The sequence below is a fragment of the Streptomyces sp. NPDC058619 genome, assembly GCF_042717785.1.
In the GTDB taxonomy this organism is placed as follows: domain Bacteria; phylum Actinomycetota; class Actinomycetes; order Streptomycetales; family Streptomycetaceae; genus Streptomyces.
Genome location: NZ_JBHXQN010000171.1, coordinates 1 through 1,073 on the forward strand (window position 1 = coordinate 1; position 1,073 = coordinate 1,073).

The following is a 1,073-nucleotide window of genomic DNA, read 5'->3' on the forward strand; positions in this document are numbered from 1 at the left end:
TCCGGGCGACGTTGCTGACCCACGCAATCGACACCGAGCGCGACGGGGCATCGCAGATCGATGCTGATCCTGATCTCGTTCTCTCCCCTCGCACTGCCAGCCCGTGGCTGACCGTACGATCACGTCATGATCAAAGGGGTGATGTTCGACTTCTCCGGGACTCTGCTGCGCATCGAGTCGACCAAAGAGTGGCTCGGCGCGGTCCTGGCGGCCGCTGACCTCCACCTGGCCGACGATGAGTTCAGCTACCGGGTGCAGCGACTGACGGAGTACGGAGCACTGCCGGGCGGACCGGCGCCCCTGCACGTACCTGCGCATCTCGAAGCACTCTGGAACGAGCGGGACCTGAGCGCCGACCAACACCGTGCCGTGTACACCGCATTGACCCAGGAGGCCGGGCTGCCCGAGTTGGCGCAGGCGCTGTACGACCGCCATATGACGCCTGCCGCCTGGCGGCCCTACACGGACACCGAATCGACGCTGCGTGAACTGCGCCGGCGAGGGCTCCCGGTGGCCGTGGTGAGCAACATCGGATGGGATCTTCGGCCCGTCTTCCGCGCGCACGGACTGGACGGCCTGGTCGACGCCTACCTGCTCTCTTTCGAGCTGGGCACGCAGAAACCCGATCCGGCGATCTTCAGGGCCGCCTGCGACCGGCTCGGCCTGGCACCCGCCGATGTGCTGATGGTCGGCGACGACCGCATCGCGGACGGCGGCGCGCAGGTCCTGGGGTGCCCAGTGCACTTCGTCGACCACCTCCCGGTCGATCAGCGCCTGGGCGGATTGACACAGGTCTTGGGGTTGCTCGGGCCCTCGTAGCCGACGGATTGGGGAGAGCTCGACGGTCAAGGACCGGGATTTGTGCCGTTCTCCGGACAGCGGGGCGTTCATGAGGGCCCAGGTGATCGGGGGCCGATGGCCGCTCGAGCGCATTCCAGGCCGACCTGGGCACCCTCTGACCACATCGAACACCCACCGGCCCTGGGCAGCCACGCCTCGCACCCGGACGGGTCGCAGTCGCTGAGCCGGGAGATGTGCGTGCCGGTCTGTTGTGGCTTGTGTTTAGGTCCTGC

General features: G+C 67.6%; 1 protein-coding gene. It reads left to right on the forward strand.

What is annotated here, in order from left to right:
- Positions 1 to 126 precede the first annotated feature (126 nt).
- Positions 127 to 819, forward strand: coding sequence for an HAD family hydrolase (locus tag ACFWTC_RS38975; RefSeq protein WP_384030766.1), 693 nt, complete (start codon positions 127 to 129; stop codon positions 817 to 819).
- The last annotated feature ends 254 nt before the right edge of the window (positions 820 to 1,073 follow it).